Origin of the sequence: Agitococcus lubricus (assembly GCF_003051055.1) — a bacterium.
In the GTDB taxonomy this organism is placed as follows: Bacteria; Pseudomonadota; Gammaproteobacteria; order Pseudomonadales; family Moraxellaceae; genus Agitococcus; species Agitococcus lubricus.
This window is the reverse complement of the sequence record NZ_QAON01000009.1, coordinates 68514-83601: the sequence shown is the minus strand read 5'-3', so window position 1 is coordinate 83601 and position 15088 is coordinate 68514. Positions and strand designations below refer to the sequence as shown.

Genomic DNA, 15088 nt, shown 5'->3' with positions numbered 1-15088 from the left:
TCACACAATTTTAGTCTATTATCCTAAAGCCGTTCGCTATACTGTAAGCAGTGTCTCAGTAGACAGGATAATCTAAAAGCAGAGCTGATTATGACTAAACAAGGTATGTCAGAAGCCATTAGCCCCGCATATACTCAGGACGAGTTGTTAGAGCGCATCGCCTCATTGGAGCACGAAAATGCGCAGCTCCGCTCACGTCTACGTACCACAGAAACCATCATCGACAATATCCCCGTTGCGGTTTTTGCCAAAGATGCCCGTGACAACTTCAAAATCACGTTATGGAATAAAGCCGCAGAGCACTTATTTTCGGTTGCCGCAACCACGGTTTTAGGTAAAACCACACAGGAGTTATGGCCACACGATGCCGAGCTATTTGCCATTGATGATATCCGAGTTGCTATCGAACAAACGGCCATTAATGTGCCTGTTGAGCCATGTATCACGCCACGTGGTACGCTCCTACTGCATACCCAAAAAGTGCCTATTATTAATCCTGAAGATGGAAAAACAGACCTCACCTTAGGCATTTGCGAAGACATTACCGAACAACAATTCAGTAAATTAGAAAATGAAGCTCGCTCTGACATTTTAGCGATGATATTAATGGATGCGCCGCTCAATGATATTTTAGCCGCACTGGTTAAACATGTAGAGCAACAGCATAGCCCCATTTTATGCAGTATCTTGTTACTTGATGACACAGGCAAACACTTACATTTAGGCGCAGCACCCTCTTTGCCGTATTGTTACTTAGAGGCGGTTGAAGGTGCGCCGATTGGCGCAACGGTGGCTTCATGTGGCACAGCCGCGTATTTGAAAAAACGGATTATTGTCTCAGATACCCAACACGACCCCTTATGGGCAGACTATCGTGAATTAGCTAAGCAAGCAAATATCAATGCGTGCTGGTCAGAGCCGATTTTAAATAGCAGTGGCAAAGTCTTGGGTACGTTTGCCATGTCACACCATGAGGTTTACATCCCGTCTGTTGCAGATATCAAAACTATTGTCAGTGCCGCCCAGCTCGCTGCCCTCGCGATAGAACGTAAACAACACGAGATGCGTCTTAAAGAAAGTGAAGAACGCTTTCGCATGTTATGGGAAACCACGACCGATGTGGTCTTAGTGTTAGATGCTCAAGGTCAGATTTTATATTCTAACCCTGCTATTAGTACGGTATTTGGTTATCATCCTTTACATGTCTTACACGAAAATATCAGCCTGCTACAACCTCCGCATTTACGTAAAGCCCATTTTCAAGGCTTTAAACACTACTTAGATACAGGCCAACGTAAACTGGATTGGCGTACCGTGGAGTCGTTAGGCCTACATCAAGATGGCCGACAATTTCCTATAGAAATTGCCTTTAGCCATGTAGTGATTGATAAACGCTCACTATTTGCAGGTTTCATTCGGGATATTAGTGCCCGTAAAGAAGCCGAGCAGTTATTGGCAGAACGTACCGAGCAATTACAGCTATCTAATGCACAACTGCAACAACTCACCGTAGAACTTGAGGCAAAAGTCGCGGCTCGTACTGCGGAGCTAGAGCAAGCCCTTGCCAATGCTAACGCAGCGACACAAGCGAAAAGCCAATTTTTAGCGATGATGAGCCATGAAATCCGTACACCTGTCAACGGCATTATCGGCATGGCACAACTATTGGCCATGACGCCAATTAACGAAGAACAAGGTATTTTTTTACAAACTATTCAAAGCAGTAGTCATGCTTTATCGTTACTGATTAATGACATTTTAGATTTATCTAAAATTGAAGCAGGCAAATTGGAGTTAGAACAACGTGCCTTTGCGCTTCTAGACGAACTAAACAGTATTTTATTGTTATACAAGCCCTTAGCCGACAAAAAAGGCCTCTCTTTACAGGCAAAATGGTCTGCTACGCTGCCTGCTGTGATTATCGGCGACCACTTACGGCTACGGCAAATTGTCTCTAATTTATTAGCGAATGCCATTAAATTTACGCCCGAAGGGCAAATTATCGTGTATGCAGAAGCCGATACCCGCTCATCTCCCCCACGTTTATTAATGCGAGTGCAAGATTCAGGGATTGGTATTCCTGTTGAACGCCAACATCGTCTATTTCAAGTATTTTCACAGATAGACTCCTCAACCACACGACAGTATGGCGGAACAGGTTTAGGTTTGGCCATCTGCGCCCGTCTTGTTGAAGCGATGGGTGGCAGTATTCAGGTACAAAGTGAGTTACATTACGGGTCTAGCTTTAGTTTTGATATGCCGTATCAAGAAGGCTCTTTAGAACCGACAAATAACGATGAGACGATTGAAGAAGTGCCCGACTATATCCCAACCGTGTTAATTGTGGATGACAACCATACGAATCAACTGATTATGAATGGCTTTTTGCGTAAGTTGCATATTGAAGCCGATGTCGCCAACAACGGCATTGAGGCGATTGCTAAGTTTAAGCAGCATTTATTTGATATCGTGTTTATGGATATTCAAATGCCCGATATGGATGGGATTACGGCGACACAACATATTCGTAGCATGCCTCTAGAAAAACAGCCTTATATTGTGGCATTAACCGCTAATGCGTTTGCCAGCGATAAAGCACACTGCTTAGCGATGGGGATGGATGACTTTTTAGCTAAACCATTTTTATTTGAACAAATCAAAACGAAGATTCAACATGTGCAAGCGGCTAACATAAAAGGCACTAGCCGCTAAATTTTAGCCTTTTCCCTATCCGTCCAATCTCATGGCACTAGGTCTATTACTCATGACTTTATAGGGGCAGGCTTTTCAATAAACGGCAGTAAAAATAAGACACTTAAAATGAGTATTGACAATAACAAGGTCACATCATTAAAGGCTAAGGTAGTAGCTTGTGTCGTTAATTTCTGCTGCAACAACGATAATGCCGCTTGCGAGCGCTGCTCACCTAAATCGCTTGCGATTGCCATGCTGCTTGCTTCTAAAAAATGCTGTACTGCTGGCCGAGCGGGGTCGGTAAAACTGGCTAACTGCTGCCAATGAAAGGCAAAACGCCAGTCCATAATGGTATTAATTGCTGCCAAACCTATGGCGCCCCCCATATTACGCGTCAGATTAAATAACGCACTGCCATTTTTTAACTCTGTGACGGCTAAGGTACTTAATGCCAACTGCGACATGACAATCATGGCGCACATCAACCCCACACCACGCATAATTTGTGGCCAAAACAATTGCTCCATGCCTGCCAAAGACGTTAAATGCGAATTCAACCATACCCCACTGGCCGCAGTGACTAAACCCATACCGACAAGGATACGTGTATCCATTTTTGCCGACAGTCGGCCAATATGGGGGGCTGTTAAAAACATCGCAATGCCCATGACCATCATAATTTCGCCAATTTGCAAACTATTGAAGCCTCGCACTTTACCTAAAAACATGGGGATCAAATACACCATGCCATATAAGCTGACACCGACAACAAAGGAAATGACCGAGCCAACAGCAAAATTTCGATTGGCAAATACACGTAAATTCACTATCGGGTTAGTATGGGTCAAACTACGCCAAAAAAAGATAACGCCCGACACAAGGGCAAAGATGGCACTCATTAGCACGGCTTGTTCATTAAACCAATCATGGCGCGGGCCTTCGTCTAAGGTATATTCTAAGCTCCCTAAAAACAGAGCCATCGCTGATAAACCTAGCCAATCCATGTTGTGCCATAACGACCAATCGGGCTTATCGATATCCAAGTAAGACCAAACGATACTGGCAATGATGAGAGCAGGCGCAAGATTGATTAAAAACATCCAATGCCAAGAAAAATAATTCGTTAAAAAGCCACCCAGCGTTGGGCCAACCGCAGGGGCTAAGGTAGAGGCCATACTCACTAAAACGATAGGCGTGGTACGTTTGTCTGGCGGGAATAATAAAAATAATGCCGCCATCGTGGTTGGAATCATGCCGCCCCCCAAAAAGCCTTGGAGCGCTCTAAAGACAAGTAATGAACCCAGATTCCATGCAAAAGCGCAAGCCAAACTTGCTAAGGCAAACCCCACCGCACTGATGACAAAATAGACACGGGTTGATAACAATCGAGACAAATAACTGGATAAAGGAATCGCAATGACTTCTGCAATCAAATAACTGGTTTGCACCCACGCTATTTCGCTTTGACTGGCACTCATGCCTGCCTGTAATTCGTTGAGCGAACTTGCCACAATTTGAATGTCAAGTATCGCCATAAAATTGCCAAAAATTAAGGCACAAAAAGCAATCCAAGCCCGCCGATAGGCCACTGTACTGGATACTGTGGCGCTCATTTGAGGCTCACCGTCACTTGTGCAGACATACCAGACTTTAATAATAGTCCGTCGTTTGGCTGGTCAAGTAAAATCTTAACCGATAAGCGCTGCACTATTTTATTAAAATTACCCGTCGCATTATCGGGTGGCAACAAGGCAAACTCAGCACCAGAGGCAGGAGCAATACTGTCAACATGGCCTGTAAATATTTTATCCTGATAGGCATCGACGCTAATTTGGGCGCGTTGTCCGACTTGCATGTGCGTGAGTTGGGTTTCTTTGAAGTTTGCTTCTACAAACACATCGGCCACGGGCACAATCGCCAATAAACGTGAACCTACCGCCACACGACTACCTAAACGCGCGCCTAAATCCCCCACGACGCCCGCAATAGGCGCTTTAATTTCCGTCGCGGCCAAGTCTAACTCGGCTAAGGCTAAACTGGCTTTTGCCGCCTCTATTTCCGCCAAGGCTTGCTCTCGACCCGTCCCCACAGCAGCTTGTTGGGCTTGTGCCGCAATAATCGCCGCTTGACTACGCTCGGCATTGGCTAAGGCACTTTGATAGGCGGCATTGGCATTATCTAAACGCTGCTTGGTAGCCACGCCCTCTGCTACCAATGTTTTTGCCCGTTCTAGTTCTAATGCTAAACGTGTGACCTCTGTTTTTGCGGCACGTAAATTGGCCTGTGCTTCCTGAGTCAAGGCCTTTTGCATCTGATTTTGCTGATAATTTATGCCTAAAGCGGCCTGTTTCATCGCTAATAGTGCGCGGGCATTTTCTACTTTTGCTTTGTAGTCGGTATTTTCTAAACGTAGCAACACCTCACCCGCACGCACACGTTGATTATTTTTCACTAATAATTCAACAACCTCCCCTCCTACACGCGGCGTGATAAAGGTGGTTTCTGCTTTGATATACGCATTATCCGTAGATTCCTGATAACGACCATACATCGCCCAATACGTGCCTAATCCTATGCCCAAAATAAGCAACAATCCCACAATGACAAAGGGCAGCTTATTGGTGCTTGGTTGACTCATGATGGCAACTCTCTTGTATTCTTAAACCATGTTTGATAATGTACTGAACAGTACAGTTCATTTCAAGCCCTTATCGAGAGCTTTAAGACGATATTTGGCCTGACAAATGCCAATAGGTTTACGTCAGTTAGCCATGAATCATAGGGTCGAGTGGATTGATATTTTGCGTGCGCGTGGCGTTAATGGGTAAAATAGCGCAACGAGTTTTTCTGTTATTCAACAACTCTTAACACGGACTTTACGCAACCAAGGTGTGTCACTGATGATAAACGATAATCATAAACTCACTTGGCCTTGTTGTCCTGCGACCTCGCGCGGAGAACAACGGCGGGACGCTTTTTTACAAGCGGCACGCGCTATTTTTTTAGAAAAAGGCTACGCAGGCACCAGTATTGATGAGGTTGTACAACGTACAGGTGGCTCTAAAGCCAGTGTGTATAAATATTTTGGCAGTAAAGAAGGCTTATTTGCCGCCATGTTTGCCGAACGTTGCCAAGCCTTTCTGGCGCAACTGGAAATTCCCAATGATGTGAGTGATGATTTAGAGCAAACATTAACACACTTTGCACAGCGGGTGTTAAGCGCTTCTGTGGATGCCGAGCGTATTGCCATGATTCGAGCCTTAGCTTCCGAAGCGGCACGTTTTCCTGACCTTGCGCACATGGCCTACAACACAGGCCCCAAATATGGTTTAGGTTTACTGGCTGACTTTTTGGAACGACATCACCACGCAGGGGTGATTGATTGTCCACATCCTCACATTGCAGCGATTCAGTTTATGGAAATGATTAAAGGCCATGTGCAATGGCGAGCTTTATTGGGACTGTCCCCTTTTCCCGAGCATATCGACCGTGATGATTATGTCAAAGATGCGGTACGAACCTTTTTACGAGGCTATCAAGCATGAAGTTAGGCGCGTTTATGCTGTTATGTATTCCCTTATTTGCCCAAGCACAAAGCCTTGCTGAAGCTGTTGAACAGGCACTGATCTTTCACCCGCAACTACAAGCAGGGCAACAACAGATTCAAGCGCAAATAGCCGAGGTACAACAGCAGCAAGCGCAGTTAAAACCGCACGTGATGCTGACAGGTGAATGGGGTCGTTCCCGTGTAGATACCCGTGCTCCCTTTCCTGAATCAGGTTTACGTTGGCCTAACCAGCTTAGTTTGGTGGTCAATCAATCATTGTACAGTGCGGGCGCGTTAGACACGGCGGTTGATATGGCCAAACTCCAGTTAACTGTCAGTGAAACAGCGCAACTACAACGCCAAATCACGATTGCCATGCAAACGATTATCGCTTATGCCGCCATTGGTAAAGACCAATCGTTAATCAATTTATACCAGCAAACCGTGAATACCTTAAGTCAAGCACAACAAGATACGGTTAAACGCTTCAATGCAGGCGAAGTCACTCGCACCGATATCGCCTTGGCAGATGCACGCCTTGCCGAAGCCAAAGCGCAACTCAGTCAAGCGCAAGCGCAACTGGTCATTAGTGAAGCACGTTTTCAGCAGTTAACAGGGCAAGTCCCACAACAGATTAGCCTACAGTTACCAAATATCCCTCTACCTGCCAACTTAGAAGCAGCCTTAGTACTGGCACAACAATCGCCACGCTTGCAAAGCCAAATGCAACAAGTCCAACTCAAGGAAAAAGCCATTCAACTCGCCGAAAGTGACGATAAAGCCCGTATCAATTTACAGGCCAGAGCATCCAGTCAAGACAATACGGATTTTGGCTATGAGCGCATGAGTACGTGGGGCGTTTTTGTACAGGCGCAACTACCGCTCTATCAAGGCGGGCGGCCACAGGCATTAATCCGCAGTGCTCAGGCAGAATACCTTGCCAGTCAACAACAACTCATCGATGAGCGCGCGACGATTCAACAAGACATGACGAGTGCATGGCAACATTGGCAAGCGGCAAATGCACAAGTCCCTGCGTATCAAGCCCAAGTACAAGCGGCACAAATCGCCCTCCTTAGCACACAAAAAGAACTACAGGTCGGCACACGTACCACACTTGATTTATTGAATGCAGAGCGCGAATTATTGGCTGCAAAAATCAATTTGTTATTAAGTGAACAAGAGAGAGGTCTGGCGTCTTATCAAGTGCTTTCAGTCATCGGTGATTTATCGGTATTAACGCCAGATACACGCCAGCTATCAACCAACAAGACACAAGAGACACAATATGCCCACACTTTTTAAGCACAACAGCGCCCTGTCAGCAGCAGACTTTCGCGTTGAAGGTCATGCCTGTGCAGTCACACTACCTGTGATACACACGCTGGAAGAAGGCATCGATTTTTCGCCTACACATCAAGCGCAGGCGTATTTTCAACAGCACTACTCGCCTCAGATAACACAGGCGTCTGTTGATGTTGCGCCAAATATGCCGCCATTGCCGCAAAAATCGTAAAACAACTTTCTAACACCTCTTCAAAGGGGTAACTAAAGCCACTGTGTACCCAACGCATGACAATATGGATGTTAGCGCCGTTTAAGCCCGACGTGACTAACTCGACATTCACGCCTTCTTCTGGCAAATGCGGAAACAAAATACGGCCAAACTGTTGCAGCATGGTATCAAAGGTACTCATGGTCTCCATAATCAGGGCTTTATTTTCAAAACGCACATGGGGAATATCAATAAATAAAATACGCGCAATACGCGCATCCTCAGACACATACCGTAAAAAAGTGGTCAACCCCAAACGAATCAACGCATTGGGGGCTTGTGTTCCTGCCGACAAGACTTTGCTGATAATCGTATTTTGCATATCGGTAATTAAACGCTGATACACCGCGACCAACAAGGCTTCGCTATTCTTAAACGACTCATAAAAATAACGTTCCGTCAATTTAGCTTCAGCACACAACTCGCGTACGGTGACATGATAAAAACCATGTGTGCCATAACATTGTAATGCGGCCTCTAAAAACTTTTGTTGGCGCTCCGCTTGACGTTGTTCGGGACTGACACCACGAAAACTACGTTTTTTCTTACCATCAGACAATGATTCAGTCATTTTTGTAAAAAAACTCTCTATTTAGGGCATTCATATGTTGACAACATATATTGTCAGATTATAAATTTGACAACAATCGTTGTCTAGTTTGGTATACACATAATGCACACAATTGTTCCCGATTACCAAGTGGTTGTTATTGGCACTGGTTTTTCTGGCTTAGGCATGGGGATTGCCCTCAAAAAAGCAGGTTTTAACCATTTTACCATTTTAGAAAAAGCCGATGATGTCGGCGGCACATGGCGTGATAACCATTACCCTGGTTGTGCCTGTGATGTGCAATCCCATTTATACTCTTTTTCGTTTGAGCCAAATCCTAATTGGACACGCATGTATGCCCCGCAACCCGAAATCAAAGCCTATTTACAACATTGTGCGCGTAAATATGGTCTGATGCCACACATCCAATTTGGGCAAGCCGTTAAAACAGCCGTCTATGAAGAAGAACATAAATTATGGCGTTTAGAAACCGCCAGTGGTCAAACCATTTTAGCCAATGTCGTGGTATCGGGTATGGGCGGTCTAAGTACTCCTGCTTATCCATCCATTAAAGGCTTAAGCAAATTCAAAGGCGTACAGTTCCACTCTCAAGATTGGCAACACGACTATGACTTAACAGGCAAACGCGTTGCCGTCATTGGTACAGGTGCCAGTGCTATTCAGTTTGTGCCACAAATTGTGCCTAAAGTCGCGCATTTAGATTTGTATCAGCGTACACCACCGTGGATTATGCCTAAACCCGACCGTGACATTACACGCGCTGAACGCACTCTATTTAAGTATGCACCACAAACCCAAGAAGCGATGCGTAATGCCATTTATTTACAACTAGAAAGCCGTGTTTTAGGTTTTGTACTTAATCCGCGCGTGATGAAACTGCCCGAACTGCAAGCTCGTCGTCATATTCGTCAAGCCATCAAAGACCCCGTATTACGAAAAAAAGTCACGCCCGATTACGCCTTTGGTTGTAAACGTGTGTTGATTTCTAACGACTATCTCCCCTCTTTAGCGCAAAAGAATGTAGATGTTATCACCCATGGGATTAAAGAAGTGCGCGCGCACAGCATTGTGGGCGATGATGGTGTAGAACGTCCAATTGATGCGATTATTTTTGGCACAGGCTTTAAGGCACAAGATCCCATTCCACGCGGGGCAATTTTTGGTAAAGGCGGTGTCGATTTATTAGACACATGGCAAGAAGGCGCACAAGCCTATTTGGGCAGTACTATGTCGGGTTTTCCCAATTTATTTTTATTGATGGGTCCCAACACAGGTTTAGGTCATAGCTCCATGGTATTTATGATTGAGTCACAAGTGGCTTATGTCATGGACTTTGTTAAGAAAATGCAGAAATACGGCTGGAAAGAAGTGGATGTTAAAGCCGAGAGCCAACAGAGCTTCAACACCGATTTACAAGAGAAATTAGGCGGTGCCGTGTGGAGTACAGGCTGTCAAAGTTGGTATGTCAATGCCAGCGGTAAAAATACTACCCTTTGGCCAGGCTTTACCTTCGACTTTAGACGCAAAACGGCACGTTTTGATGCTCAAAATTATCAGATTGACCGCTAATTTGGCCTAAACTGCTTTAATCCCTTGGGGACAGAGTTGTTATGATTCGTCCCCTGTTCACCACATACAGCACGATTTGTCTTGGGGACACTGGTGCTACAACCTAGGTAATTATCCATGAAATCATTTGCAAATAAAGTCGCAGCAATCACAGGGGCAGGCTCAGGCATTGGTCGTGCATTAGCCTTAAACCTCGCTAAACAAGGTTGTCATTTAGCCTTAAGTGATGTGAATGAAACAGGCTTAGCAGAAACCGTCGCCCAAGCCAAAGCCTTTGGCATCAATGTCACTAGCCAAAAATTAGATGTTTCCAATAAAGATGGCGTCCATGCTTGGGCGGATGCCGTCGTCCGTGACCACGGCAAAGTCAACTTAATTTTCAATAATGCAGGGGTGGCGTTAGGTAGCACCGTTGAAGGCATGAGTTATGATGAATTAGCATGGGTCATGGACATTAATTTCTGGGGTGTGGTGTATGGCACCAAGGCATTTTTACCTTACTTAAAAGCGTCTGGTGAAGGCCATATTATCAATATTTCCAGTATTTTTGGTCTTTGCTCTCAACCCTCTCAAAGTGCTTATAACGCCAGTAAATTTGCGGTACGTGGCTTTACCGAAGCACTACGCCAAGAATTAGATATCGAAAATGCACCAGTCAGCGTCACTTGTGTTCATCCAGGTGGTATTAAAACCAATATTGCTAAAGCCGCTAAAATGAATGACAGCATTAAGAGCATTGGTTTGAATCCGTCAACAAGTACACAAAACTTTGAAAAACTATTCAGAACCACACCCGCAGAAGCAGCCAATGTGATTCTAAAAGCGGTACAAAAAGACTCTCGCCGTGCCTTAATTGGTTCTGATGCTTATGTGGTTGATGCCATGCAGCGTTTATTGCCAACAGGCTATCAAAAAATTGTATCTTTAAGCACCAAATGGATGGGCTAAACGCCTTAAGAAGGCGAAAGAAATTTCGCCTTCTTATCTCAAGAGGGATTATCTCAGGCTGATAGTTGATTGTAAAAATATAGTGAGCATACAGATATAATCAGGCGCTATAAACAATCTTATTCTGCGTGGATATAAGTCAACATACTTTTGAACAAGACCGACATCGCTTCCACCACGACCTCACGCGGCTGTTCGTAACCACTATGTACCCAATCTTTCACTGTCTCACTGACAGCACCAATGAGTCCCATACACATACTACGTGCCACCGCGTCTGAGACCGACAATAGAGGTACATGCGTTTTAGTAAAGATGAAAATGATGTTTACAAAACGACGTAGTGCGACATTATATACTGCATCTGCACCAGGGCTGACGCCTAATATTTCAATCCATACCACGCGTGCTAACACAGGATCTTCTGCTGCCTGAAAAAAAACATCCAGACCGTCACGAATACGCGAACTAAAATCGCTCTCCGCTTGTGTCGCTAAAGCCATGAGCATACGCCGCTCTAATTCATCAATCAGATTTTGATAGACCGTCACCAGTAAGGCTTCAATGGTAGGGAATGACTCATAGAAATAGCGGTCTGTTAGCCCTGCTTCCGCACACAGTAGGCGCACAGTCGTCTTTCGGTAGCCGATGGTGCCAAATAATTGCCGACCAGCATCAATAAATTGCTGACGCCGACGAGCTACCCGCTCTTCTGGCGAAATGCCCGCATAACTGCGAGTCGTGGATGGTTTGCTTGGATTTTTCATATTTATATCATAAAGGCTATTTTAGCTGATTAGCAACACTTGAGGTTTAGTCAAAATCTGACGACAATTGTCATCAAAATAGTTGACGACATCTGTCATCAGATTTATATTAGCCCACATCAATCAATACTAAATAAACAAATGACTCCAATATGAGGGCAAGACATGCAACACGATATTCTCATCATCGGTAGTGGTTTTGGCGGACAATGTGCAGCGATTAATCTATTGAAACGTGGTATTACCGACTTTAAGATACTTGAACGACGAGGGTTTATGGGCGGTACATGGTGCCAAAATAGTTATCCAGGTGCTGCCGTCGATGTGCAATCTCCGCTCTACTCTATTTCCTTTGAACCCTATAAATGGACGCAGATGTTCGTGGAACAGGCTGAACTAGAGGAATATACGCATTTCATCATCAATAAATATTCGCTACGTGAACGCACCCTCACACATTGCAACGTCGAACATGTACGTTGGGATACGATCAGCCAACAGTGGATACTGACAACTAGCCAAGGTGAACTACGTGCGCGTGTGGTCATCAATGCCTCTGGTCCCTTGAGTACCCCTGTGATTCCTAAATTCGCTGGTCGGGATAGCTTTCAAGGAATTAGCTTTCATACGAACAACTGGAATCACGATGTCAGTCTCAAAGGCAAGCGCGTCGCGATTATTGGCAGTGGTGCATCAGCGGCACAAGCAATTCCAGCTATCGCACCTGAATGTGGTCATTTGCATGTTTTTCAACGTACGCCACATTGGGTCATGCCACGGCCAGATCGTAAGTTTTCGGGCTGGCAACGCGCTTTACTGGGTATCAAACCACTGCATAAAGCCCTACGTACACTCATCTATTGGGAGTTAGAGACCCGTGTTATCGGTTTTAAGTATTCTCCTTGGGGTCTTAAACAATTCGCCGAAAACGTTGCTCGTAAACACATAGAAAAGCAGATTGCCGACCCCGAATTACGGGCAGCCGTGACACCCGATTACACCATTGGCTGTAAGCGTATTATCTTATCCAACACCCTGTATCCAGCCCTTTGCCGTGACAATGTCACGCTACATACTAAGGGTTCAGGAATTGCCGAAATCACACCAACAGGCATCCTCACCACAGATGGTCAACATATAGAACTGGATATCATTATCTACTCAACGGGCTACGATGCGACGGACGGAGTGATTAGCTACCCTGTTATCGGCAAAGAGGGTCGTTCGCTCAAAGAGTTTTGGGCGGAATATCCTCGCGCTTACTTAGGTACGACAATGCCAGGTTTCCCCAACTTTTTCGTGGTAACTGGCCCCAATACGGGGATTGGCCATACCTCTGCTATTTTCGTAATTGAAGCTCAAATGAATTACATCATGAAAAGTTTAGATGCGATGAAACAGCGTCATAAGGCGGTGATGGAAGTCAGCTCTGCCGCAGAAGCCGACTATACGCAGATGATTCATACAGAAATGGAGCAAACCGTTTGGAAGTCTGGGGGGTGTCATAGCTGGTATCAATCTAAAAGCGGTCACGTGATTGCGATGTTTCCTGGTTTTAGTTTCACCTATCGACTGATGGCGAATCGCTTCAAACCTCAGCATCACGAATTCTCTTAAGGAGCAAATCATCATGAACTTAAAAGATAAAATTGTGGTTATCACGGGTGCTGGCTCTGGTATGGGTCGCGCTTATGCCAAAGTTTATGCTGAAGCTGGCGCACACTTAGCACTCAACGACTATAACGCCAGTGCTTTAGCTGAGACAGTAGCGCTCTATGGCAACCCCCAGACTATCAGCTGTAGCTTTGATGTTGCAGACCGCAGTGCTATGTTTGCGTTCGCAGAGCAGGTACTCAAGACCTTTGGCCGTGTGGATATTGTTATCAATAATGCAGGTATTTTGGGTGGTTTTAAGCCTGTTTGGGAGCTAACACCTAGCGAATTTGAACGTACCCTAAGTATCAATTTGGGCGGTGTAGTCAATGGCACACAAGCCTTTTTGCCCGCCATGCTGAAGGCACAATCGGGGCAAATCGTCAATGTCTCGAGTATTTTTGGCCTGATTGGCGCACCTAACCACGGCGATTACTCAGCAAGTAAGTTCGCAGTACGTGGTTTTACCGAAGCTCTGATGACCGAATTACAAGAGACAGGCGTGACTGCTCATTTAGTGCATCCAGGAGGTATCGCCACCGATATTTGTAAGATAAACGGCGAAGAACAAGCATTCAGCAAACATTATCTTAAGACCAGTGCTGAAGATATTGCTTACCACGTTCGGACAAAGCTAAGTAAAGGCAGTGCCAAAATTGTTTATGGTAAGGACTCACTCAAAACATGGCTGGCTTCTAACTTTATGCCCTTAAAGTGGTTAGCTAAACTTGTATGGTTTGACATTAAGCCTGTCCTTGACCCTAGCCCCTACAACAAGGTACGTCGCTGATGAAAAAACTTCTACTCCTTGGCACACTCGCAGCCGTTGGCATCACGACAGTCGCAACTTATCCAGCACTTGGTGGCTACGCCTATCATTTAACAATGGCAGCAGAACGCACACTCTATGGTTTAGATAAGTCAAGTGTCGATGGTGGCGATATCCGTCTCGTCACCCTACAAGGCGGCGTACAAAATGCCCCCGCCGTCATCATGATTCATGGTTACAGTGCGGATAAAGACGTATGGATACGCTTCGCTAGACATTTCACCGACCGTTATCGGGTCATTATTGTCGATCTTGCAGGTCATGGCGAAACGGGTTTCGATAGCAAACTCAAGTACGATACGACCAGCCAAAGCAGCCGTGTACTCCACGCGATGAACCAGCTAGGCATAGAACGTGCACATATTATCGGTAACTCAATGGGTGGTTTTATTGCTGCACGCTTAGCACACGACCATCCTCAACGCATCCTGAGTGCAACCCTAATAGATGCTGCTGGCGTTACTTCGCCTCGTCCTAGTGTCATGGGAAAACTTTTGGCAAAAGGTGAAAATCCTTTTCTATTTAGTGACCGTGAAGGATTCTACCGTTTCTATCCCATGACGATGGCTAAAGCACCGTGGATGCCAAGTATCACCTTGGACTGGATAGCTGACCAATATATTGCGCGACAATCACAGCTAGCGCGTATTTTTAATGACTTTCACAATGTTAACTTATTGGACAATCAGCTAGCCGATATCCGTGTGCCTACTTTAGTCATGTGGGGTGCAAAGGATGAACTGGTGTCAGTGAGTGCTGCGGATGTTTGGTGTCAGGGCATTGTTGGCTGTCAACAAGTGATTTATGACGACCTCGGACACATGCCCATGCTTGAGGCTCCAACACGCAGTGCGCATGATGTGCTAGCTTTTATTGAAAAGCAAAACAACACCGCACCAGCTAACAAGTAAGGTTTGTAAGGCCTGTTGATGTTTTGATTATCAAGAAACATCCG

12 protein-coding genes are annotated in these 15088 nt (G+C 45.4%); 8 read left to right on the top strand and 4 right to left on the bottom strand.

All coding sequences use genetic code 11. The annotated features are described in order from the left end of the window. Window positions 1-90 precede the first annotated feature (90 nt). Window positions 91-2712, top strand: a complete 2622-nt coding sequence (locus C8N29_RS10200) for a PAS domain S-box protein (RefSeq protein ID WP_107865961.1) — start codon at window positions 91-93, stop codon at window positions 2710-2712. 50 nt (window positions 2713-2762) lie between these two features. Here C8N29_RS10200 and C8N29_RS10195 read toward each other — a convergent pair whose 3' ends face one another. Both C8N29_RS10195 and C8N29_RS10190 read right to left on the bottom strand, forming a co-directional pair. Then, entirely contained in the window at window positions 2763-4307 is a 1545-nt protein-coding gene (locus C8N29_RS10195; protein ID WP_107865960.1) for a DHA2 family efflux MFS transporter permease subunit, read from the bottom strand. Beyond that, window positions 4304-5332, bottom strand: a complete 1029-nt coding sequence (locus C8N29_RS10190; RefSeq protein ID WP_107865959.1) for an HlyD family secretion protein — start codon at window positions 5330-5332, stop codon at window positions 4304-4306. The genes C8N29_RS10195 and C8N29_RS10190 overlap by 4 nt, the downstream gene beginning before the upstream one ends. Window positions 5333-5594: 262 nt before the next feature. Between C8N29_RS10190 and C8N29_RS10185 the strand changes: the two genes are divergently transcribed. Both C8N29_RS10185 and C8N29_RS10180 read left to right on the top strand, forming a co-directional pair. After that, window positions 5595-6239 (top strand): TetR/AcrR family transcriptional regulator, encoded by a 645-nt coding sequence (locus C8N29_RS10185; RefSeq protein WP_107865958.1) that lies wholly within the window; start codon window positions 5595-5597, stop codon window positions 6237-6239. Then, window positions 6236-7546 carry a TolC family protein gene (locus C8N29_RS10180; RefSeq protein ID WP_107865957.1) on the top strand — a complete coding sequence of 437 codons (1311 nt, stop codon included), beginning with the start codon at window positions 6236-6238 and terminating at the stop codon, window positions 7544-7546. Before C8N29_RS10185 ends, C8N29_RS10180 begins: the two co-directional genes overlap by 4 nt. 104 nt (window positions 7547-7650) lie before the next feature. Here the strand turns inward: C8N29_RS10180 and C8N29_RS10175 are convergent, their stop codons facing one another. Then, on the bottom strand, window positions 7651-8367 hold the full coding sequence (locus tag C8N29_RS10175) for a TetR/AcrR family transcriptional regulator (RefSeq protein WP_107865956.1): 717 nt from the start codon (window positions 8365-8367) through the stop codon (window positions 7651-7653). A gap of 102 nt (window positions 8368-8469) precedes the next feature. Here C8N29_RS10175 and C8N29_RS10170 point away from each other — a divergent pair, with 102 nt between their 5' ends. Continuing rightward, window positions 8470-9936 carry a flavin-containing monooxygenase gene (locus C8N29_RS10170; protein WP_204509322.1) on the top strand — a complete coding sequence of 489 codons (1467 nt, stop codon included), beginning with the start codon at window positions 8470-8472 and terminating at the stop codon, window positions 9934-9936. Window positions 9937-10053: 117 nt separating this feature from the next. Then, window positions 10054-10884 (top strand): SDR family NAD(P)-dependent oxidoreductase, encoded by an 831-nt coding sequence (locus C8N29_RS10165; protein WP_107865955.1) that lies wholly within the window; start codon window positions 10054-10056, stop codon window positions 10882-10884. A 119-nt stretch (window positions 10885-11003) separates the two neighbouring features. Here C8N29_RS10165 and C8N29_RS10160 read toward each other — a convergent pair whose 3' ends face one another. After that, window positions 11004-11651, bottom strand: coding sequence for a TetR/AcrR family transcriptional regulator (locus C8N29_RS10160; protein WP_107865954.1), 648 nt, complete (start codon window positions 11649-11651; stop codon window positions 11004-11006). A gap of 165 nt (window positions 11652-11816) precedes the next feature. Here C8N29_RS10160 and C8N29_RS10155 point away from each other — a divergent pair, with 165 nt between their 5' ends. From C8N29_RS10155 to C8N29_RS10145, 3 genes are read left to right on the top strand one after another with little or no spacing between them, the layout of a single operon-like run. Continuing rightward, entirely contained in the window at window positions 11817-13268 is a 1452-nt protein-coding gene (locus C8N29_RS10155) for a flavin-containing monooxygenase (RefSeq protein ID WP_107865953.1), read from the top strand. A 13-nt stretch (window positions 13269-13281) separates the two neighbouring features. Further along, window positions 13282-14094 carry an SDR family NAD(P)-dependent oxidoreductase gene (locus C8N29_RS10150; protein WP_107865952.1) on the top strand — a complete coding sequence of 271 codons (813 nt, stop codon included), beginning with the start codon at window positions 13282-13284 and terminating at the stop codon, window positions 14092-14094. Beyond that, window positions 14094-15044, top strand: a complete 951-nt coding sequence (locus tag C8N29_RS10145; RefSeq protein ID WP_107865951.1) for an alpha/beta fold hydrolase — start codon at window positions 14094-14096, stop codon at window positions 15042-15044. The genes C8N29_RS10150 and C8N29_RS10145 overlap by 1 nt, the downstream gene beginning before the upstream one ends. Window positions 15045-15088 lie beyond the last annotated feature (44 nt).